General features: G+C 43.8%; 21 protein-coding genes. 13 read left to right on the top strand and 8 right to left on the bottom strand.

The genetic code is table 11. From position 1 onward, the window contains the following. Positions 1 to 392: 392 nt before the first annotated feature. Complete coding sequence (locus tag AF333_RS34250; RefSeq protein WP_162836861.1) at positions 393 to 548, bottom strand: hypothetical protein; 156 nt, start codon at positions 546 to 548, stop codon at positions 393 to 395. Positions 549 to 570: 22 nt separating this feature from the next. Further along, positions 571 to 918 (bottom strand): hypothetical protein, encoded by a 348-nt coding sequence (locus AF333_RS27410; protein WP_043066221.1) that lies wholly within the window; start codon positions 916 to 918, stop codon positions 571 to 573. Positions 919 to 998: 80 nt separating this feature from the next. On the opposite strand from AF333_RS27410, the gene AF333_RS27405 reads away from it, so the two are divergent. The 11 genes from AF333_RS27405 (at position 999) to AF333_RS27355 (ending at position 13,423) form a co-directional block, all read left to right on the top strand. Next, positions 999 to 1,199, top strand: a complete 201-nt coding sequence (locus AF333_RS27405) for a hypothetical protein (protein WP_235497039.1) — start codon at positions 999 to 1,001, stop codon at positions 1,197 to 1,199. A gap of 24 nt (positions 1,200 to 1,223) precedes the next feature. Continuing rightward, positions 1,224 to 1,787, top strand: a complete 564-nt coding sequence (locus AF333_RS27400; protein WP_074715368.1) for a glycerol-3-phosphate responsive antiterminator — start codon at positions 1,224 to 1,226, stop codon at positions 1,785 to 1,787. A gap of 251 nt (positions 1,788 to 2,038) precedes the next feature. Further along, positions 2,039 to 3,379, top strand: coding sequence for a glycerol-3-phosphate transporter (glpT, locus tag AF333_RS27395; RefSeq protein ID WP_043066223.1), 1,341 nt, complete (start codon positions 2,039 to 2,041; stop codon positions 3,377 to 3,379). Positions 3,380 to 3,578: 199 nt separating this feature from the next. Further along, positions 3,579 to 4,289: an MIP/aquaporin family protein gene (locus AF333_RS27390; protein WP_043066224.1), complete on the top strand. Its 711-nt coding sequence runs from the start codon at positions 3,579 to 3,581 to the stop codon at positions 4,287 to 4,289. 41 nt (positions 4,290 to 4,330) lie between these two features. Then, positions 4,331 to 5,830, top strand: a complete 1,500-nt coding sequence (gene glpK / locus AF333_RS27385; protein WP_043066225.1) for a glycerol kinase GlpK — start codon at positions 4,331 to 4,333, stop codon at positions 5,828 to 5,830. Between the two features lie 213 nt (positions 5,831 to 6,043). Beyond that, positions 6,044 to 7,726 carry a glycerol-3-phosphate dehydrogenase/oxidase gene (locus AF333_RS27380; protein ID WP_043066226.1) on the top strand — a complete coding sequence of 561 codons (1,683 nt, stop codon included), beginning with the start codon at positions 6,044 to 6,046 and terminating at the stop codon, positions 7,724 to 7,726. A 380-nt stretch (positions 7,727 to 8,106) separates the two neighbouring features. Further along, a complete protein-coding gene (locus AF333_RS27375) occupies positions 8,107 to 9,423 on the top strand; it encodes a UDP-glucose dehydrogenase family protein (protein WP_052812096.1) in 1,317 nt (438 codons plus the stop codon). Then, a complete protein-coding gene (locus tag AF333_RS27370; RefSeq protein ID WP_043066228.1) occupies positions 9,423 to 10,466 on the top strand; it encodes a sugar phosphate nucleotidyltransferase in 1,044 nt (347 codons plus the stop codon). Before AF333_RS27375 ends, AF333_RS27370 begins: the two co-directional genes overlap by 1 nt. Next, positions 10,463 to 11,509: a hypothetical protein gene (locus tag AF333_RS27365; protein ID WP_043066229.1), complete on the top strand. Its 1,047-nt coding sequence runs from the start codon at positions 10,463 to 10,465 to the stop codon at positions 11,507 to 11,509. Before AF333_RS27370 ends, AF333_RS27365 begins: the two co-directional genes overlap by 4 nt. Positions 11,510 to 11,552: 43 nt before the next feature. After that, positions 11,553 to 12,650, top strand: coding sequence for a glycosyltransferase family 4 protein (locus tag AF333_RS27360; protein ID WP_043066230.1), 1,098 nt, complete (start codon positions 11,553 to 11,555; stop codon positions 12,648 to 12,650). Continuing rightward, a complete protein-coding gene (locus tag AF333_RS27355; RefSeq protein WP_043066231.1) occupies positions 12,647 to 13,423 on the top strand; it encodes a HipA family kinase in 777 nt (258 codons plus the stop codon). The genes AF333_RS27360 and AF333_RS27355 overlap by 4 nt, the downstream gene beginning before the upstream one ends. Positions 13,424 to 13,518: 95 nt before the next feature. Here AF333_RS27355 and AF333_RS27350 read toward each other — a convergent pair whose 3' ends face one another. Both AF333_RS27350 and AF333_RS27345 read right to left on the bottom strand, forming a co-directional pair. Then, positions 13,519 to 14,076: a DUF2179 domain-containing protein gene (locus tag AF333_RS27350; protein ID WP_043066232.1), complete on the bottom strand. Its 558-nt coding sequence runs from the start codon at positions 14,074 to 14,076 to the stop codon at positions 13,519 to 13,521. Positions 14,077 to 14,247: 171 nt separating this feature from the next. After that, a complete protein-coding gene (locus AF333_RS27345; protein WP_043066233.1) occupies positions 14,248 to 14,892 on the bottom strand; it encodes a hypothetical protein in 645 nt (214 codons plus the stop codon). Positions 14,893 to 15,294: 402 nt separating this feature from the next. On the opposite strand from AF333_RS27345, the gene AF333_RS27340 reads away from it, so the two are divergent. Next, positions 15,295 to 16,620 carry a globin-coupled sensor protein gene (locus AF333_RS27340; protein WP_043066234.1) on the top strand — a complete coding sequence of 442 codons (1,326 nt, stop codon included), beginning with the start codon at positions 15,295 to 15,297 and terminating at the stop codon, positions 16,618 to 16,620. A gap of 65 nt (positions 16,621 to 16,685) precedes the next feature. On the opposite strand, the gene tatA is transcribed toward AF333_RS27340, so the two are convergent. From tatA to AF333_RS27325, 3 genes are read right to left on the bottom strand one after another with little or no spacing between them, the layout of a single operon-like run. Next, positions 16,686 to 16,871 (bottom strand): twin-arginine translocase TatA/TatE family subunit, encoded by a 186-nt coding sequence (gene tatA / locus AF333_RS27335; protein WP_043066235.1) that lies wholly within the window; start codon positions 16,869 to 16,871, stop codon positions 16,686 to 16,688. Further along, positions 16,868 to 18,580, bottom strand: coding sequence for a GMC family oxidoreductase (locus AF333_RS27330; protein WP_043066236.1), 1,713 nt, complete (start codon positions 18,578 to 18,580; stop codon positions 16,868 to 16,870). The genes tatA and AF333_RS27330 overlap by 4 nt, the downstream gene beginning before the upstream one ends. Positions 18,581 to 18,600: 20 nt before the next feature. Further along, positions 18,601 to 19,362, bottom strand: coding sequence for a gluconate 2-dehydrogenase subunit 3 family protein (locus AF333_RS27325; protein WP_043066237.1), 762 nt, complete (start codon positions 19,360 to 19,362; stop codon positions 18,601 to 18,603). 183 nt (positions 19,363 to 19,545) lie between these two features. Here AF333_RS27325 and AF333_RS27320 point away from each other — a divergent pair, with 183 nt between their 5' ends. Then, complete coding sequence (locus AF333_RS27320; RefSeq protein ID WP_052812097.1) at positions 19,546 to 20,322, top strand: hypothetical protein; 777 nt, start codon at positions 19,546 to 19,548, stop codon at positions 20,320 to 20,322. Between the two features lie 42 nt (positions 20,323 to 20,364). Here AF333_RS27320 and AF333_RS27315 read toward each other — a convergent pair whose 3' ends face one another. Beyond that, positions 20,365 to 21,129 carry a DUF2087 domain-containing protein gene (locus tag AF333_RS27315; protein WP_043066238.1) on the bottom strand — a complete coding sequence of 255 codons (765 nt, stop codon included), beginning with the start codon at positions 21,127 to 21,129 and terminating at the stop codon, positions 20,365 to 20,367. Positions 21,130 to 21,442: the final 313 nt, after the last annotated feature.

Here is a 21,442-nt window from a genome sequence, read left to right as displayed (position 1 = left end):
ATCTTAAAGTAATGAAAAAAATATAAAAAACATATCTATGAATATAGTTTTTTTTAGTATAATCAAATCAAAAAAATGGATAAAAATTAATTAGCGGGAGCAACCTTAAATGAAACGATTATCTCGTCGCTCATAAAACGTTCTGTCTTCACACCTGTTGATTATCCATATATCGGAAGAAATAAGATGCACGCCGTACGCATCCTTCTTTTCTATCCATTTATGGATACCAAGGGTGTTTCTAGGTAATATGGTGAGTGAATCGTCCGATGAAGCAGTCAAAAGTGATAGATCTAGGGGAAACCCAAATATTTTCATCAAAAAAGTGCCGTAGAAGAAACGTAAAACACTACCTGACAGTGCTAATTCCTGTCAGATAGTGTTTTTTTCGATTATTCATCGTGGTTAAGTGCATCCTGATGTCGGCGATCGTTTGTGTCTTGCTGAATTTGTTGGGCATGAAAGCTGTTGACTTTAACTTGTTCTAAATCTTCTACAACGTTTTGAAGGTTTTTGTCTACATTCTTTTCTTTTTTATTGTTTCCCATATTCATTCCTTCTTTCCTTGCGCTATGGATTGGTCAAAGAATGGAGGGTCTGGGCGCATTCGTGAATATTGCGCGTGTATTCCTCTGAGAGATTCTGGATATCCAATGTCGGATCGTAGACCGTAGCCCCCATGTGTTGGATGTCCCGTAATGTAACCTGAACCTCACGTGGGTCGACGTATCGGCATATATACTCAAATTCATAATGGTTATGGCCTGCTGTGTTGACATGAATACGAAGTGCATCCTGATCCAGCGGATCTGCTATGACTTCGACCTTATCCGTCTGTTTGAAAGTTGAAGGTAAAGCTTGTTGCCAAGCTGCAAGGAGTTCATCTCGGTTGACAGACATGTGTGTTCGTTTGCTCATTATTTAACACCTCCGCTTGTCTTAGCGTGTGAAACAGGAAAAGCTTTTATACCGCAAAGAAAAATAAGATAGACAAAAAATTGACTGGAGTGGATATGATGTCGCCCAAATGGTTTGCCGGTTCGTTTATCAGAATGTACGAATATATATTTCCGGCCATTGTCGCCACGAAGGTAAACAGGCTGTTCGAGACGGTTGAATCCACTGATGCTACAATGAAAGAAGTGGAAGAAGTAATGTTTGAAACACTACATACCCGTGCTACAATAAGAGCAATATAATTTGAAGACAGGGTGTGAGCAAAGGTGAACATATTTAACCAGAAAGTATTGCCCGCCGTGCGTCAGATGAAAGACTTCGAGGTACTTTTGCGTAGCCGCTTTGAATATATGGTGTTGCTGGACAGTCATATCGGACAGATTAAAAGCATTGTTCAGACCGCCCGTCAGCATGATAAAAAGATGCTCGTTCATGTCGATCTGATACAGGGCTTGCGTAATGATGAATATGCGACCGAATTTTTATGTCAGGAGATTAAACCGGCAGGTGTGATTTCTACGCGCAAAAGCGCCGTAATGACAGCCCGGAAGAACAAGGTATTGGCTATTCAGCGCCTCTTTTTACTGGATACGAATGCGTTGGAAACCAGCTATCGGCTCGTGGAGCAGACACAGCCGGACTTCATTGAGGTATTGCCGGGAGTGATGCCACATATTATTGCAGAAGTATACGAAAAAGTGAAGATTCCTGTGTTGGCGGGCGGTCTGATTCGTACGATTGAAGATGCAGAGATGGCGTTGGATGGAGGCGCTATAGCGGTTACTACCTCACGAAGAGAGATATGGAAACACTTTGCGGGAAAAAAATAAAAGAAAACGCATTCACAATTTCTTAAAACTATGCTATATTGAATTTACTAAAAAGTTAATACAGCCATTTGGTTGGAGATATTGAGACGTAACCATAAAAACAGGGTGAGGTATTCCTTTCTGCCTGTGTTTTTATGGTTTTTTTGTTTTTGTTCTCTGTTCTTTAATTAAAAATGGGCAAAAGAAAAGGGAGGGAAATTCATTTTATAAACCAGATAAACACAAAATAGAGAACAGAAAGGAGTAAGAATATGTGGCAGCAAATTGCAAACATTTTTCGCCCTGCCCCTCACATTGAGCGCTTGCCGGAAGAACAGGTCGATAGCACGTATCGCCGGCTCCGTTTGCAAGTGTTTTTAGGGATTTTTATTGGATATGCAGGGTATTATTTGGTACGGAAGAATTTTTCTCTTGCGATTCCTTACTTTACGGAACAAGGTTTTTCAAAAGGGGAATTAGGGCTTGTATTATCAGCTGTATCTATTGCATACGGCATTAGTAAATTCGTTATGGGTATCGTATCGGACCGTTGTAACCCCCGCTATTTTCTTGCAGCTGGACTTATTTTGTCGGGGATATTAAACATTTTATTCGGTACTGTACCATTCCTTACTTCCAGCATTGCTATTATGTTCGTAGCGATGTTTATCAACGGATGGTTTCAGGGGATGGGCTGGCCTCCGAGTGGAAGAACGATGGTACACTGGTTCTCCATTAGCGAACGTGGAACGAAAATGTCAATCTGGAATGTCGCCCACAATGTAGGTGGCGGGCTTACGGCACCTCTTGCAAGTTTAGGAATTTTGCTTTTCGCAACATGGAACAGTATTTTTTTCCTTCCCGGAATTGTAGCGGTCCTTATTGGGATTTATGTAATCATTACTATGCGTGATACTCCTCAATCAGTGGGATTGCCTCCAATAGAGGAATATAAGAATGAATATCCGAATGATAATGTTGAAGATCGGGAAAAAGAGCTTACTGCTAAAGAGATCTTATTTAAATATGTACTTACTAATAAATTCTTGTGGTTTATCGCTTTGGCTAATGTATTCGTCTATTTTGTTCGTTACGGAGTAGTGGACTGGGCGCCTACTTATTTGACAGAAGTCAAAGGATTTAGCAATGATAATTCTAGATGGGCTTATTTTATGTATGAATATGCTGGAATTCCTGGTACGCTGCTTTGCGGTTGGATGAGTGACAAGCTATTTAGGGGTCGTAGGGCACCGGCAGGTATTTTATTCATGGTCGGTGTATTGATTGCTGTGCTTATATACTGGTTGAACCCGCCAGGCAATCCGCTTATCGATAATATTGCACTGGTTAGTATTGGTTTTCTGATTTATGGTCCGGTTATGTTGATTGGTCTGCATGCACTTGATCTTGCTCCGAAGAAAGCTGCAGGTACAGCAGCAGGATTAACGGGATTTTTCGGTTATTTGGGTGGTGCGGCATTCGCCAATGCTGCTATGGGCTATATTGTTGATATGTTTGGATGGGATGGAGGATTTGTCTTGCTTGTCGGTTCCTGCGTCCTCGCTATCTTCTTCCTGGCTTTAACCTGGAATACTGGAAAAGCGAAAAATTAAGAGTAAAACAGAGTGTCTTTCTGTGTAGCACTATCTTTGTTATCCTTATAGACAGGGATAATCAACAGATGTGGCTTGATATACAAGTTAATTGTAGTGATGGAGACATGGAGATCCACAGTGATGCCCTAAGTTCTTTAGGGAATGTTTGCTGTGGGTTTTCTATTTTCTTCGAAAAAACCGGAGGAGGGGTACAGGGATGTCGGCGTTTTTAGGAGAAATAGTAGGGACGATGCTTTTGATTATTCTGGGGGATGGCGTAGTGGGTGGAGTCGTATTGAACAAAACGAAAGCGCATAACGCTGGCTGGATTGTGATTACGCTTGGTTGGGGGCTGGCAGTAGCTATGGCGGCATATGCGGTTGGTGGTATTAGTGGCGCGCATTTGAATCCAGCTTTAACGATTGGGCTTGCTATTGTGGGCCAATTCCCTTGGGCAGATGTGCCGATGTATATTGTGGCTCAAATAATCGGTGCATTTCTCGGTGCTGTGGTAGTATGGCTACATTATCTTCCGCATTGGAAAGTGACTGAAAGTCCGGCGGATAAACTAGGAGTTTTTGCTACAGCTCCAGCTATCCCCCATCGTGCAGCTAATTTAATAAGTGAAATCATCGGAACATTTGTGCTTGTCCTTGGAATTCTCGCAATCGGTGCAAATAAATTTGCTGATGGCCTTAATCCTTTTGTTGTAGGATTTCTTATTGTTAGCATCGGGCTTTCGCTCGGAGGTACGACAGGCTATGCGATTAATCCAGCGAGGGATTTTGGTCCGCGTCTTGCCCATGCGGTGTTGCCGATTGCGGGCAAAGGCCCATCGAACTGGGGCTATGCCTGGATTCCGATTGCAGGTCCGGTGATTGGTGGTGCTCTCGGCGCATTATTCTATAAGTTAGTTTTTCTTCCTTAAGATATATCAAACACTATATGTATTAAAAGGAGCGGACGTTCATGGAAAAAAAATATGTACTGGCTTTAGACCAAGGAACAACAAGCTCACGTGCCATTCTGTTTAATAGGCAAGGAGAAATTGTAACCGTTGCCCAGAGAGAATTTCGACAGTACTTCCCTAACCCGGGATGGGTAGAGCATAATGCGCATGAAATCTGGGGCTCTATTCTGGCGGTCATTGCTGAAGTGCTTTCAACATCGAACATCAGCGCGAAGGAAATCGCATCTATTGGTATTACAAACCAGAGGGAAACCACAGTTGTATGGGATAAAAATACGGGGAATCCAGTTTATAATGCCATTGTTTGGCAATCGCGCCAGACAGCTGATATTTGTGAGGAATTAAAGGTTCAGGGCTACTCGGATATGGTACGGAACAAGACAGGACTTCTAATCGATGCCTATTTCTCTGGGACCAAAGTGAAATGGATTTTGGATCATGTCGAAGGGGCGAGAGAGAAGGCGGAGAATGGAGACTTGCTATTCGGTACGATTGATACATGGCTTATTTGGCGCCTAACCGGCGGTAAAGCACATGTAACCGACTACTCTAATGCTTCACGTACACTTATGTATAATATTTATGAGCAAAAATGGGATGAAGAGCTGTTGAAGATGCTCGGCGTACCCCATACAATGTTACCGAAAGTTCGCCCGTCCTCGGAAGTATACGGAGAAACTGTGGAATATCACTTCTTCGGCGAGCGCGTTCCGATTTCCGGCGCGGCTGGTGACCAACAGGCGGCGTTATTTGGACAGGCATGCTACGAGTCGGGCATGGCCAAAAATACGTACGGCACAGGATGCTTTATGCTGATGAATACCGGGGAGACAGCGGTAAAGTCAGAGCACGGACTTCTGACCACACTGGCCTGGGGAATTGATGGAAAAGTGGAATATGCGCTTGAAGGCAGTATTTTTGTCGCAGGCTCGGCGATCCAGTGGCTGCGGGATGGCCTTCGCATGTTGAAATCGGCTGCTGACAGTGAGCAGTATGCGGCGCGTGTAGAATCAACAGACGGTGTTTATATGGTGCCCGCCTTCGTTGGATTGGGTACACCGTATTGGGACAGCGACGTACGGGGGGCGATTTTCGGATTAACGCGCGGAACGGAGAAGGAGCATTTTATCCGTGCTACGTTGGAATCGCTCGCATACCAGACGAAGGATGTACTCTCCGCGATGGAGGCCGACTCCGGAATCGAGTTGAAGACATTACGCGTGGACGGGGGCGCAGTAAAAAATGATTTCCTGATGCAGTTCCAAAGCGATATTCTTGGTGTACCGGTAGAGCGTCCTACGATTAATGAAACGACCGCGCTTGGTGCGGCATATCTGGCGGGGTTAGCTGTAGGGTTCTGGAAGAGTCGTGACGAGATTGCTTCCCAGTGGCAGATAGAGAAGCGGTTCGAGGTGCGGATGCAGGAGGGCGAACGCATCCGGTTGTATGCAGGCTGGAAAAAAGCAGTAGAGGCAACCATGGGCTTTAAGCTTAAATGATTAGATTAGAATTCCATGCAGTTGAAGCCAGGTGGGGATTATGCTATACTTATAGGTGCTAAGACTGTAGAAGTTAATATTGGTCGGAGAATCGGAGAAGACCACAACAGATCCTTGAATTCCATAGGATCTTGTTGTGGTCTTTTTGTTTTTGGGAAAAAGATAATTAATCTCATTCGGTTCATACTATATGGTGTAGGAGAGTGAATTTACATGGAACAATCATTTGCGAGCGTTCAACGTCAGCAGATTTTACGTGATATGGAAACACAATCGTTCGATGTTCTTGTTATCGGTGGAGGTATTACAGGAGCAGGTATCGCGCTTGACGCCCAATCCCGGGGAATGAAGACTGCGCTTGTAGAAATGCAGGATTTTGCTGCGGGAACATCTAGCCGCTCCACTAAGCTGGTACATGGCGGTTTGCGTTATCTTAAGCAATTCGAGTTTAAGCTGGTTGCCGAAGTTGGTAAAGAGCGAGCCATTGTATACGAAAATGCGCCACATGTAACGACGCCCGAATGGATGCTCCTCCCAATGATCGAAGGCGGCACATACGGGAAGTTTGCCACCTCTATTGGCTTACGCGTATATGATACGCTGGCTGGAGTTAAGAGGGACGAACGCCGCGTGATGTTGAACAAACAGGAGACATTGACTAGGGAACCACTGTTGCGTACCGATAATTTAAAAGGCGGAGGCTATTATGTGGAATATCGGACCGATGATGCACGCCTGACGATTGAGGTTATGAAAGAAGCAGTACATCGAGGAGCGCGGGCGGTGAATTATGTGAAGGCTGAGGAGCTTCTGTATGAGAATGGAAAGATTGTAGGTATCACGGCTGTTGATACATTAAGTGGTGAGAAATACAACATTCACGCTAAAAAAGTTATTAACGCGGCAGGCCCCTGGGTGGACAAAATTCGGGAGAAAGACGGTTCGAAAAAAGGCAAACGTCTGCATCTGACAAAGGGTGTACATCTGGTTATCGATGGAACAAGGTTCCCGCTCCGCCAGGCGGTATATTTTGATACGCCTGATGGACGGATGGTGTTCGCCATTCCGCGTGAAGGCAAAACGTATATAGGAACAACTGATACAGACTATCACGGAGATATTGCTAATCCGAAAATGACGATAGAAGATCGGGACTACATTATACGGGCGGCGAATTTTATGTTTCCTACATTGAAACTAACAGCTGAAGATGTGGAGTCCAGTTGGGCCGGTTTGCGTCCGCTCATTCACGAAGACGGTAAGTCACCTTCTGAGTTATCCCGTAAGGATGAGATTTTCATCTCGGAATCCGGGCTTCTGACGATTGCGGGTGGTAAGCTAACCGGATATCGGAAGATGGCAGAGCGAATCGTAGATCTGGTAGCTTCCCAACTGAAGGAAGAGGGACAGGGCTCATATCCGGGCTGTTCTACCGATAGTACCCGTCTATCGGGCGGCGATGTAGGTGGTTCGGCTGGTTTTGAGTCATTTGTAAAAAAACAGGTCACACAGGGCGTTGCCGTCGGACTATCGGCTGAAGAAGCGGAACGTTTGGCTCGCCGTTATGGCTCCAATGTAGCCCGCATTTATACGATTGTTCGTGAGCGCGGGGAAGAAGCGGAAAAGGCGGGTCTGTCGAAAGGAGTTTTTGCCTCGCTTGTCTATGCGATGGAAGAAGAGATGGTTGCTACACCGGAAGACTACTTCGTTCGTCGTACGGGTGCTTTATACTTTGCCATTAGTCAAGTACGACAATGGATGGTTCCAGTTATAGCTTACATGGGACAAACACTCGGATGGAGTGAGCAGGAGACGGCTAAGCATCGGGAACGACTGGAACAACTTATCCATGATGCCACTGTGCCGCAAGCTAGTACAGCCTCTGCATCTGCTTGATGTCATAAGAAAAAGAGATAATAGGTCTATTGATATGAAAAGACGGGTGGTAATAGCCCGTCTTTTTGCGTGCGTTTTTTCAATTACCTGAAAAACTCGCGAGGCGCGTGGTACAGCGAACGAAAAAGACCGAGCGGCAATACGTTTTTCCCGTGAACTGGCTCACTTAACAGGCTGCGTTGCACTTGCATCGCCAAGTCCAGTTCGACGCGAATGCGAGCTAGCAAACACAGTTTGTATATTTTTATTATGAATTGTAAAGCGACTATACAAAAATACATATTCGCCTATATGCGTTTGCCGCTTCCTTTATGCCCTTACAGCATATACTGCATTAATAATTTTAAAATTTTCGAAAAGGTATGAGTGGGGTGACTCATGTGGATGTGGCGGTTATCGGAACAGGATATGTAGGCACAACAACAAGCATTGCGTTTGCTGCTTGGGATCACAAAGTCATCGCTATCGACAGCGACCGGGAGAAGATTTCCAAACTTAACCGATCAGTTCTTCCATTCTATGAAGAGGGTCTAGAAAAGAGACTGGAACAATATAGAGGTAGTGGAAATCTTTCTTTTACGGACGACTTGAAACAAGGGATAGCGAGGTGCGATGTTCTATTTATCGCTGTCGGTACACCCTCTTCCCCGGACGGCTCCGCAGATTTATCGTATGTAGAAATGGTAGCAAGACAGATTGGACAAATGATGGATAGATACAAAGTCGTTGTTACGAAAAGCACCGTTCCAGTGGGTACAGGAGATAAAATTAAAGCGATCATTACTGATGAATTGAAGAAAAGGAATCTGTCTTTTTCCGTCGATATTGTCTCTAATCCAGAGTTTCTTCGAGAAGGCAGAGCGCTTTACGATGCGCTCCATCCCGAACGGGTAGTAATCGGCTGTGAAACAGAGACAGCAAAGAAGGTGATGGCGACACTTTATGAAAGAGCACAGGCACCTATTCTTTATACAACCATCCGCGATGCAGAAATGATTAAATACGCCGCGAATGCATTTCTGGCAACAAAAATCTCTTTCGTAAATGAACTGGCACGACTTTGTGAGAAAACAGGAACCAACATTATGAAAGTAACCGAAGGAATGGGAATGGATAGCCGGATCGGTCCACAATTTCTTCGTGCCGGCATCGGCTATGGCGGTTCCTGCTTTCCGAAAGATACCACTGCACTGCTTAATCTGGCTAGAGAACAGAAAATAGTACTTCCTATTCTACAAGCTGCTTCTGATGTTAATCAGACGCAGGTTACCTGGTTTATGAAAAGAATTCAGCGTACCATGGGTTCTTTTTCAGGGAAGAGAATTACATTGCTCGGCTTGACATTCAAACCGGAAACAGATGATACCCGTGAAGCTCCCTCGTTAAAAATCATTGAACAGCTGTTGCAAAACAAAGCGGTTGTCAACGCCTACGATCCACAGGGGATGGAACACGTCAAAAAAATATATCCCCAAGTAGTGTATAAGCTGACGCCTTATGAAGCGTTAAAGGGGGCGGACGCGATTATTCTTGCTACGGAGTGGAGAGAGATTCTTGATCTGGACTGGAGCAAAGTGAAAGGCTTGGTAACACAGCCTTATCTGTTTGATGGCAGGAATGCGCTTGATCCATCTGCTATGCGTGATTTGGGGTATTGTTATGTCGGCATCGGTATTGGTGAAAGAGGCGATTACTGATGAAAGGAGTTATCCTTTGCGCGGGAAAAGCCAAAAGAATGAAGCCATTTTCGAGTACACTTCCTAAAACATTGCTCCCAGTAGCCAATCGGTCGTTACTTGAGCATTGTATCAATCGAATGACCGATATAGGAATCGAGGAAATCGGCATTGTCATGAATCCGCAACAAAAAAGTATCGTTGATTATCTTGCTTCAAGTAATTTACCAGTTACATTTCATTACATTTTTCAGACAGAACAGTTGGGAGTTGCTCATGCACTTGCCAGTGCGCAAGAGTTTGTCGGTACGGATTCCTTTCTGCTTCTGTTAGGAGATAACTTAACTGCTGAGCCGCTTGAAACGCTGATTGCAGCGTCCGGGGGAGATAAAAGCGCACTACTTCTTGCGGAAGTGGATACTCCACAGGATTATGGGATTGCCGAAATCAGTGACAACCGGATTGTAAGCATTGAAGAGAAGCCAAAACGGCCACGCAGCAAATTGGCTGTCATTGGCACATATTTATTTGATGCAAATATTTTCATGGCCATTCAGCATATTCAACCTTCCGCAAGAGGAGAATACGAAATTACTGATGCAATCCAATGGCTCATCCAACATGGATTTCCGCTTGCCTATTCGATTACGAAAGAGCCATATACGGACGTAGGTACACTACAACGATGGCTGGAGGCCAATCGCTGGATGCTGTCCCGACAATTAGGAAACGAAGTGCAAGTCGGCGCACAAACAAAGCTGGAAAACTGTGTCTTAAAAGGTCCTGTCATTATCGGGAATCAATGTACACTAAAAAATGCTGTAGTGGGTCCTTATGTATCCATTCAAGACGGAACAGAGTTAATGAATTGCACAATAGAGAACAGCATTTGTCTGAAGAAGGCTAGAATCCTTGATATTCCTTCTCCTATCTCGCACAGCATTTTTGGCCAGCATGTTACGTTGCAGGGGGCCCATATGCAAGAATCTTCATTGCGCTTCATACTTGGCAGCGATTCTCATCTTATATTCCCCGCGAGCGGAGGAAAGGGGGACACAGAATGAATGATCAAGAGATCGCACAGCAGCTTAAAAAAATCAAGGTAATCAATCAAGAGCAGGCGGACGTAGAGGTCGAAAATCCCACATCCCTTACCATGATCGGCAAAGGACGGCAGGGAGCTGTATTTCAAATCGATGAAAATACATGTGCCAAAGTGTACGGCAACCCTGAAGATTGCGAGCGTGAACATTATGCCCTCTCGCTCGGACAGGAAACAGGCCTTTTTCCGCGCATTTACAGTAAAGGTCAAAACTATATTGTAATGGAGATGGTCAGAGGTATTGACCTACGCGAATATTTGCAATCACAGCCATTAACGAAAGAGCTATCGCTTAAGTTAATCGAAATGCTGGTTACGTTTCAACAGATTGGCTTTGATCGCATCGATCACCACAAAAGACAAATTTATCTCCAACAAGATGGAACATTAAAGGTTATTGATGTTGGCAGGACCGTCTGGCGCGATCGGACGTACCCGTATCCAAGAAAATTGCTGACTAGTCTGGGTGACGAGTATAAAGAGCTTTTTCTTTCACATGTACGGGAGATGAATCCTAAGTTATATGCTGAATGGCAGCACTATATGGAAATGGAAGAGAGCGCCCGTCACATGTTCAAAACGTTGTTCAGTAAAAGGCTAGAAGACGCAGAGGGCATTGCCATTGAACTTTCTGAATCGCTACTAACAGTCGATGATCAAAAGAAGCACTACGCAAAGCTGGAAGGACTTGTGCGCAAGGTTTTTAAGGAAGAATGGATAAAAGTCTTGGTGTTGCAAGGGCGTGACCCAGAAAAGGTCAAGGGAAAAATTGATGCATTCCTGGAAAAACAGGAGAGAAAGGAATGGGGAGAAATGGGCAAAAAGAAGAGGAAGCTACCTGATTATGTTAAGGAGCTACAAAAACAAAGTCAACAGCAGTGGGCGTCAAAACAAAGCCAGCAAGAAGCATCAAAACAAAAGCCGCTAATCGAAGACGTTATGAAAAATGTTCATAGACTTCTAAATGAAGGCAAGAAGAAGAAACAGAAAAAGTCAAAATCATAATTCCATCACCTGCCACATAAAGGTCCAGTGACAGGAGGTTATTATGAAAGTACTGGTTATTTGGCGTCTTTTGACGGTAGGAGGGGTGAACGCTGGTTGGAGGAATCGCGCCATTTACTTTAAACAGCAAGGGATTTTCACAGAATTTCTGTATACGACTGATCGCGGTGGATTGCATATTATGGACGGTGTCGCCCCAGTTTATTTGACGAAAGATGAAAATAAAATCGTATCTATTATTCGGAACGGACGTTATGATGCAATTATTGTAGTCGATACAGCAGACGCCTATCGTTGGCTGGGAAAGGCAGAATTTGACGGTCCGGTGATTATAGAGGCGCGTACGCCGGAGATAAATAAGCTTAGTCCCCATATCAAGGATTTTCGCCCGATTCAACCAGCTACGATTGTTGTTCCTTCCCTCTATCAAAAACGTCTGGCTTCTATTCTTACAGAGAACATTCCCATTCAGGTAATTTATAATGGCGTCGATACATCGTTTTTTCGACCTATAGCTGGAGCTGATATCCACCACAATACACCTCCTACCGTAACCGCGGGTAAAAAGGTAATCGGTTGGATTGGCCGGATTGATAGGCGGAAAAACTGGAAGCTGTTGTTGCGAATTGCCGACCTTATTCAAAAAGAGCGGAATGACATAGAGTTCTGGGTTATTGGTGGTGCGCAAAGCGTACAGCGGGACAAATTCGCTGCACGGAGAATCGAACAGAAGCTTGATGATATTGTAAAGTGGTTTCCAGTGATTCCGTATCAGGAAATGCCTCATATATATGCAAAAATTCGCGAAACCGGCGGTTGCACCCTCGCTACAACACGAGGGGAATCGTTTGGAAATACATTCATCGAAGCAATGGCTTGCGGCGTGCCGGTTGTTGCTCCGGGAGTCACTTCTCTTCCTGAACTTGTCATACATCGTAAAACCGGGCTTCTTTTTCGCGAGGGGCATACACGCGAGGCGATAAAGCACATATATAGAATTGTAGACATGGACCAAGCAAGGTATGAAAAGATGTCGCGCGCCGCCGTCAGACAGGTGCAGGAGAAATTCGCCATGGAGTGTATCGCACCACGTTATACCGAACTGTTGCGAACACTCGTTGGGAAGGTGAAGTATCCATGATTCAGCCTGTAGCATATCAAAGAAAGGTAGAAGGGAAATCGGGTGCCCACCTCATCACATTTGATGATGGACGCGATTATGTTGTCAAATTCCTTAAACCGGAATTTGAAAAGATGCTTGCCAATGAGTGGATCGGCTACTGTTTGGCAAGGTTTATGCAACTTCCTGTACCGTGTGCTCGCATAGTGGAGATTCCTCCAGAGTTTTATGGCAATATTCCTGATATGGATCGCTTTGTTTATACAAAGCGACAGTTTGCCTCTCTTTATATTGAAAATTGTAAGAATGGATATACAGCTTCTAATATGGAGATAATTACGAATGTTGATTCGCTTGCCGGTATTATTCTGCTAGATTACTGGCTATATAATCGCGATCGCACCCGGAAAAATATTTTGCTTCAGGAAGAGGCGACTGGCGAGTATAGATTGTGGATGATTGATCAGTCAGAGATTCTAGGGTCCTACTCCTGGTCTCTTTCCGAGCTGGAGGCGCTGCCGGATACTCTCCTGCGAAGTGCTACACATCAAATTATGGGACGGTTTATTAAGGATGAAGCGGCTTTCGAGAAACAATTGCAAATCATCCGAACCATCCCGCGACTTTTGCTGGAAGAAATCGTATCTCTTATTCCTGATGAGTGGCAAGTATCCGCATACGAAAGAGAAAAGCTGGTTAATGTGCTGCTTTTCCGTCGTGATCAGCAGCTTCCATTGATTATGAAACAATTCACTGAGAATGTGTACCAACCTCTTAAAAGAGGTCAGAAATAAAAAGCCTGACATAGTATCCTTTACAAAGAAGGATACCATGTCAGGTTCAACTCTAAGATGAATTATAATAGTGTGCCAGTAGCGAGTGGATTGGGTTAGTTATGTCGCTGTACTGTTTTTTCGTTCGTATTTAATTTCTCGTTTTTCTTCATTACCTTTGTTAAATACCCTCCCTTAAAAGTACGAGTCTCATAAGAAACAACAAACGCTTTTGGAGCTATTTCATTAATGATAGCTAATAGCTCTTTTTCTCGTGTTCTTTTAGCTAGTACTTCCAAGCGAGAGCGACGGGCACTAATCCCTTCGGTCTCAAAAATGGTAACGCCAAACCCTTCCTTTCGTAGGGTATCAATTAATTCATAGTTTTTATCTAGTAGGCTGACTTGATAAGTAACATAGCCAATTGCTAATTTTCTTTCGACTAAACCACCTATATAAAGTCCACACCCGAACCCTAAAGCATAAGCCGCTATATTAATGATGCGAGACATGTCAGAAAAAACAATCCCCAAACTTAAAACGTTGATAACCGCTTCTAACACACCTATGGCAGACGCCTTCTTGGTTTCATTTTTTACAAGAAGAATGGTACGCAGTGTAACGATGGGCATTAATATAAGTTGCATGCCAAAAATAAGCAAGGCTGTTAACAAGATAAATCATCTCCTGTCTTTTAATGAATTTTTTATTCTATACCTCTATCCGGGCTTTTATAAAAACGTAACTACTGACTTTTGACTGAAGGCTGTGTTGCATGAGCAGATCAAAAATAACCCCGACATGAAATCCTAGATGAAAAAGGATATATGTCAGGGTTATTTTTTCTAAACCTCGCTCTTAAGGCCAGTTAACTCTTTGGCTCTCATCAGCTTCGTAATTCCTTGTAATACAAGCCGATTGGAAAAATCGCCTTCTTTTTTCATCATTTCAAGAGAGCTTGGCTTTTTATCATGCAGAAAACTCATTAAATATTCCATTGTTTTTGTTTTTGAGGAATACGCGATAGAAAGCTTGTTTTTTGATTCAGCAAGAAGAGTCGATATATTATCTGGTAAGCCGGCCGGAACGCGCAATTTGTTATATGCACGTTGTACAGCTTCACATTCTTTCTTGGCATTGTTGGCTGCCTCGTATGCATCGGAGAGGCTTGCTTGTCCGTTGCTGAACTTTTCAGCAACGATATTGTATTTTTCACCAGCTGCTGAGGCTGTTTTTTCGATTTCATATATTTGTTGTTCGAATTGTAAAACCAGTTTTTGATGTTTGCTATTACTAGCTTCTTGCTTTGGCTCTTCAGTGGGTGTTGTTTTCTCTTTAGCTTGTTCGGCAAGTCGTGTACTATTTGCTGACGGAGCTACTGCTGCTACAGCGTCTTTTCGCTGCTTATTCTCTCCTGCATACCCAATAGCTACAAGCATAGTTAAAGATAACAACCAAAACCACCATTTTTTATACAATGGTTTCTTCACGATGAAAAAATTCTCCTTTCAAGTGTAAATAAGTAAAGCAATGAAAAATGTAGTTAAATTCGTTTATGTGATACATCGTGGATATAAATTCCATTAGGTAAAGTATAATGTAAATTGTTACTACAGATACAGCGTTTTTGTATACGGCTATTTTGATACACTGGCGTTTTTTTGTGGTTGGAAGTAAGAAAAAAGAAAAAACAAGCGTTTTTAATTCTATATACCTGCGACCAATGGTTAGTTATCTGGAAGAAAACCTATCGAATGCATATGATAAATGTCATGTTCGGAAGAAAAATATGATAAAATAGATATATTATAAAAAGATACAAAAACGGAATCATGTGGGATTTATACCCGAGGATATAGAATACCCTGAGACAGATAAAGGAGAGAAGAAATATGCATCCTACATTAGAAAATCAGATGGAAGATTATCAGGAACGAACGCAGAGTGGAAGACCTAACGTATTCGAACATATAACAGAAGCGGAATTGGAGGAACGTAAGCGTTTTCTTAATCTTACACCTTCCCGATTGAAGCTTTTGGTGGAAAGTAAATCGCTGATAAGCGAGCTTGCACACGAGCTGGTAGAGGTTTTCTATAAGAAGCTTATGGAAAACGACGAGCTTCAGAGTATTATTCGGGAGAATTCCACAGTAGAGAGGCTGGGTAAAACGTTTGTCAGGTATTGTGAGAGTCTAGCTACAGACCAAGTAGACCTGGACTATGTGAAGAACCGGATGCGCATCGGTGACGTCCATAACAGAGTTCGCCTCTTGCCCAGTTGGTATATTGCCGCCAATCAGGTGATTATGGAGTTCTTTATTCAGCGCATAATGGAGAAGTATGTTCGCCATGACGTAACCAGGGGGATTGAACTTACCACAGCACTATCAGGGCTGATTAACCTTGATACCCAAATTATTATGGAATCGTATATCGCTATTTATATTAAGGATCGAATGCGTGTGCAGGAAGAGATTAAACAGGTACAACGTAAACTAGTAGAATCGGGTGAAACACTGGCCGCTACGGCAGAGGAAACCAGCTCGTCTGCGAGCGAGATGTTTTACGCGACAGAGAAGGTATACGAGGATGCGCAACGAATTGAGGCGAGTTCCGAAAATATCGTAGTACATGCAACAACAGGAGAGGAGATTATTGACAGGACCTTCGAGACAATGGAGCAAATCGAGGCGTTCTTCAAGGGTGTGCATAAGAAAATCCTAAAGCTGAGCGAGAGCTCTAATCAAATCGAGACCATCATCGAATTTATCCAGAAAATCTCTAAGATGACCAACATTCTAGCGCTCAATGCAGCTATTGAAGCTTCGCGTGCTGGCGGAGAACATGGTCGTAGCTTCATGGTAGTGGCGAATGAAGTGAAGAAACTGGCCGATGACACCAGTAAAGCACTAACCGAAATCTCTGAATTGGTACAAGTTTCACAGACGGATGTACAGGAGGTAGTAAGTTCGCTGAATGGAACGACTGATATGGTAGAGGCGGGAATCAGTCATGCTTCCGAGGCAAAAACGAGTTTTCAGGATATCATGAAGGCGATCACTGAGTCGCTTGCTGGCATTAAGAAGGTAACCTCCGATATTAAAAATCTGGAGATGGTCTCACAGGAAATGCGTGACGCCTCCAGCAATGTTGCTGAGCTGGCAGGTGAGTTAGCAGAGATTAGCCGTGAGATTAACCGGAAGATTAATCAAGCATAAGCAGACAGATACAATAATGAAGAAAAAACAGTCCTGAGCGACAGGACTGTTTTTTTATAGGAAATTTACGTTTTTTTATCTGGATTTTGTGGCTCTGGCGAATCCTCCAGAATTCCTTTTGTAGATTGTCGGAATTCGCGCAGGGCATCGCCTGCGCCGCGACCAATCTGCGGCAGCTTCTGCGGGCCGAAAACAATAAGCGCAATCACAAGAATGAGAATCAAGCCAGGAATGCCGATATTGCTTATCATACAAGTGAACCGCCTTTTTGATGGTATTTGATGATACCTTCAGCGGCACGGTAAGCGAGAGCTCCTACCGTTCCGGTAGGGTTATAGCCACTATTATGCGGAAAAGCGGAAGCGCCTATTACGAATACATTTTCTGCATCCCACATCTGTAGGTAGTTATTTACGGCCGATGTATCCGGGCTATTCCCCATAATGACTCCGCCGGTATTGTGTGTAGATTGATACGGCATAATATCGTAAGGCCCCAAGTTTATGTTAACGTCAACGCGGTTTGCCCCCATTTCTTTGAGAATGTCCCCGCATTTTGTAGCCAGAAACTTGGCAAGTTGGCGGTCCTGTTCTTCAAAATCAAAGGTCATGCGGATGAGCGGATCTCCAAAGGCATCCTTATATACCGGATCAAGATCCAGATAGTGATGTTTAAAAGGCATCGATGAGCCCTGACCGGCAACAGTTAATGTCCGATTAGCGTATTTAACGGATTGGGTCTTAAATTCTTTACCCCAGCTTGGCGTCCCTTTGGGAACTGGATTATTGGCAATAGGTCTAAGCCCAGTTTGGGTCATAGCAATGTTGCCGCCATGAATAAAGTTTACGTCAGAATGATCAAAATTATCACCATTGTAGTCATCCAAGCTTGCTCCAAGGGCGCCAGCACCAGCAAAAGTATTGAATTCTTTATTATCAAAAAAGCCCAAGGCACTACCTCTCATTACCTGATAAGCATAGTTTTTACCGATGACGCCTCTCCCGGTTGATGGTTCATATGGACGGCCTAACTTCGAGTTTAACAGCAGGCGTACATTATTGAACACATAGCTTGTAACAACGACGATATCGGCTGGCTGTTCAATTTCTTCTCCAGTCGTTACGTCCGTATACATAACCCCGGTAGCTTTTCCGCCTTTATGCAAAATCCGGCGAACATAAGAGTGCGTTCGAATCTCGAAGTTGCCGGTTTTTTTTGCGACAGGAATAACCGTAACAACCGGGTCGGCCTTAGCTCCATATTCACATCCGAAGCGTTCACAGTAGCCGCAGTATTGACACGCTGCGCGTGCAACTCCATCTGGATTAGTATATGCTTGAGATAGATTAGCAGAAGGTAGAATATAAGGATGGAGTTTCATTTTTTTTGCTGTATCAATAAACATTCTCATCGATGGCGTTGTTTTCATTGGAGGATTAGGATACTTGGCAGAGCGTTTGCCTGCTAGCGGGTTCTCTTCCCCGGAGATGCCGGCCATTTTCTCGAATTTATCGAAGTATGGCTCTAGTTCCTCGTATGTAATACCCCAATCCTGTATGGTCATGCCGTCAGGAATTTTATTTTTGCCATAGCGCTCTATCGTTTTGCTCTTAATTTGGAAGTCATAGGGAAGGAAACGATAGTTTTGACCATTCCAATGGACTCCGGCGCCACCGATGCCATCCCCGATTAAGAAGGAGCCGTATTGTCTCATCGGAAGGGCACGAATTCGTTCGTTGCTGCGGAACGTAATGGTTTCTTTAGAAAGATCCTGCATTAATTCATAGCGGTAAGCGTAACGAAGTTCGTCGTGTACCATCAGGTAATCTTCGGTTTTTCGCTCCTTGCCTCGTTCTAATCCTACTACTTTCATTCCCTTTTTTGTCAGCTCTGAAGCAATGATTCCGCCGCCCCAGCCTACGCCTACTATGACGACGTCAACTTTCGGTAACTTTTTCATTTTTTTCACCTTTCTTCGCTTCAATGGAGATGGTCTTTTAGGCTTTTTGGCGGTATTTTTGTGAATTCATCTTTGTCGATGATTTGTGTATACGCCATCTGGTTGCCGGGATAGTTTTTGAGCTTCCATCCATCCATATTTTTATTTCCGCCATACAACGGATCTGCGTACACACCCTCAATCGTTGCGTTTCTCAGCATGCGGAAAAATCCACTGGGAGAAACAGTTGTCAATTTTACCTCGTCCTTCTCAAACGCGGTAAGTACAGCATCCTGCTGTTCCGGCGTCAAATCAACGAAACCTTTCTTGTATTTGCTTTGGCTGTAGTTTTGCATTTCCTGCAATGCAATATCAAAAATTTCTCTTCGTTTTAAGCGGCCTTGATAGCCTTGTACAGCTTCCCCTTTATAAAAAGGAGGCTGCATGTAATCCCTGCCGTTGAAGCCCCAATCACCAGCCAGCTGATGATCGATGAAAAAAGCGACACCCAAGGCCTTCGCTCCAGGCCCGATGTCGTCACCAGGAAAAATCCGCTCGGTCGCGGCTTCTACGATGCGAAATTGATCCTGTCTAAAATACATCAATGCCTGGTTGTAATCAGAGGGAGTGGATGTTGGTTGTTGCGGATTGGCTGAAGGTGGGTTTTTTCCTCCAGCATTCACTAAGCTTCCAATGACTCCACCTGCGAGTACGCCTCCAAGTACGTATCCGGATTTTTTCAGGAAGTTTCGTCTTGATACGGATACATCTGTTTTTTTCTTTGTTTTATCTTCGTTGGGCAATCTATTTACCTCCTGTTTTGTATGTCTATTATCTTTTTGTACAAAGGCGGTAACTATTAAACTTTCTTGCATGAAAATTTTGTTCAAAATTAAGAGACTGCCCGTATTAGAAAGGAAAATAAAGGGAAAACTAAGCGTGCAGATAGTTTAAAACATAACTTGGTAAGGACGGAGGATACAACAATGCAGAGAAATTGGGTAAGCACAGGAGTTGTTGTAGCACTGGCACTTGCAATTCTTGCTGGATGCAACAATCAAGGAAATCAGAATGGAAATGCAGCACCCCCGACTGCGAATGCGAACGTACAAGAACACGTTCATCCAGATAGCGGAAAGATTCAGATTCCTGGTTATAATGAAGATACGGGCAGAATGGAAGGCTCGACAGTTAAAGCCAACAACTATGAAGGAAATACTTCGCAAAATGCGGGCATGTCCGTATACAGTACTATTGGAAGTTCGGGGCTTCATGAAGGAGGCATATCCGCGCATTTACAATCCAGATTAACCGGAGCAGGGATTGAAGGCATCAAAGTGCTTGTGCTCGACGATGCAGTAATTCTCGGAAGAGAGAAGAAGGAAATAGTTTCTACAAGCTATGATCCAATGCAGAATAAAGTATTGAATGGTACATCAGGAACATCAGGTACAGGAACAGCGAATATGAGTCGTCCTCCCGAAACGCTCCCTCCCGGTAAAGTAGGTGGAGAGCAGACAAATGGAACAGGGGGTACATCAGGAACACCGGGCGTACCTGCTTCAGATAACCTTGAAGCTGCCAGAGGAGAAATTGCGGAGATGTTCGGGAATAATGTTCGGATTTTAACAGTAGAGCAAAAGGATGCGGTCGCAGCGATTGATCGCATAAAGAAAGAAATGCAAGCAACGTCGCCTTCTTCTAAGAAGTTAGTTAAAGAAATTTCGCTGCTTATGAAGCATGCATCCGATAAAACAAAGTAAAGCAAAAGCGGGCTCCGATGTATTCGAAGTCCGCTTTTTTCGTTAAGGCTTTATCCAATACGCGCTGCAATCAGGATAGCGCTCCATAAAACCGTATTCGATTAGATAACGCCTAATTGTAACGTAATCCGGATAGATTTCCTTCAGTATTTCATTTACTTCTTTCTCGGTATATTGCCGGTTTAGTTCGAAACGCTGTGCAATGTGCTTCAGAATAGCTACCTTGCGCTTCTCCTTCTTGGGAAACTCGGTCAGCGGCCCGTCTTTACCCTGGTTGAAGTAGGTATGCAGAATGGCTTCATTCTCTTCTTCGGTAATAGCAAAACGTTCGTCCACCATGACTGCACTACGAGGGATACTGATGAATTTGTTTGGCTTTGTTGTTCTTTCTTCCACCAGATCCATAATCGCGAGCATAATCTTGGCCTGTTTTGCTTTCTCCCTAAGCGTAAAGCGATGGTTACGTATTGTTGATGTACTGCCTCCGCCTAGCTCTTTAACGATATCACTGTCGCTTATTCCTTCCCGGAAGTAGCGGACGATGGCTTTCTGGTGCTCAGTAAGGCCGGTCAGCTTCTTATCTAAGCTAAGCAGGAAATCGAACGTAGAGCCATGCTCATGCGTAATATGCAGCCTGGTAAACTTCTCAGCTTCATATAGTGTGTCCTCATAAGGATAAATCATGCCCCGGTTAAATCGTCGGCCACAGATTAAGCAGATATACTGCTCGGCCTCTTCCTGATAGACATAGCCGCGCTTAATCTCTTCTATTGAGGCTTCCCAGAACAGTTCGGAGATCCCTTGCATAGCAACAATTCCCTTCAACGTTTGTTTTTTCTATAGGCATAGTATCACTTTGTTTGGGGAATCACAACCCTTTTTATTGAGTTAAGCCAAACATAGGTATATAACGTCCTTGTTAGAATAGGCGAAAATTAAAAATGTCTATAAATGGCTGTTTTTGAGGGAGTGATTACATGATTGGGAGAGAGGAGGGAATAGAGACATACAAACGAGACTCCATACAACTGGTTAGAGTCTCGTTCGCTTTTATTTTGGTCTAATGGGCAGTAAGACCTCGATAAGTGTAATTTCCATTAGTAGGGGAGGAAGAACACAC

It is taken from the genome of Aneurinibacillus migulanus (assembly GCF_001274715.1).
GTDB classification, from domain to species: domain Bacteria; phylum Bacillota; class Bacilli; order Aneurinibacillales; family Aneurinibacillaceae; genus Aneurinibacillus; species Aneurinibacillus migulanus.
The sequence above is the reverse complement of the archived record's forward strand: the minus strand, read 5'-3'. Positions and strand labels throughout refer to the sequence as shown.